At 47.6% G+C, this 584-nt stretch carries 1 protein-coding gene; it reads right to left on the bottom strand.

Going from position 1 to position 584, the window contains the following annotated elements:
• Window positions 1-584 (bottom strand): glutamate synthase-related protein (locus A3739_RS06830; protein WP_255376772.1); only part of this gene is annotated, 584 nt, incomplete at both ends.

Raw genomic sequence — 584 nt, forward strand, 5'->3', positions numbered from 1 at the left:
AACGAAGCTCTGCGATCAAGTCGTTGACTTTACCGCCAGGCAACTGACCACCTTCACCAGGTTTTGCACCCTGAGCAACTTTAATCTGAATAACTTCAGCACTGCTTAGATAATGCGGTGTAACACCAAAACGACCCGAAGCAACCTGCTTGATCTTAGAACGTTTAACAGTTCCATAACGCGCGACATCTTCGCCACCCTCACCAGAGTTAGAACGGCCACCTAGAGTGTTCATCGCAACAGCTAATGCTTCGTGTGCTTCAGGAGACAACGCCCCCAAAGACATCGCTGCAGAGTCAAAACGCGGGAAGATATTTTCAACTGGCTCTACCTCGTCCAAGGAGATAGGAGAAATACCTTGCTTCAAACCAAACATATCACGCAATGTAGCAGCAGGACGATTATTCACTAAGTCTGCGTATTCTTTGTAAACACCATAATCGCCGCTCTCAACCGCACGCTGAACCGTGTTTACAACATCAGGATTGAAGGCATGATACTCTTGGCCATGTACATATTTGAGAAGACCACCCGGCTCGATTGATTTACGCGCTTTCCAAGCCTCATTCGCAAGCAATGACTGC

This window comes from Oleiphilus sp. HI0067, assembly GCF_001635735.1.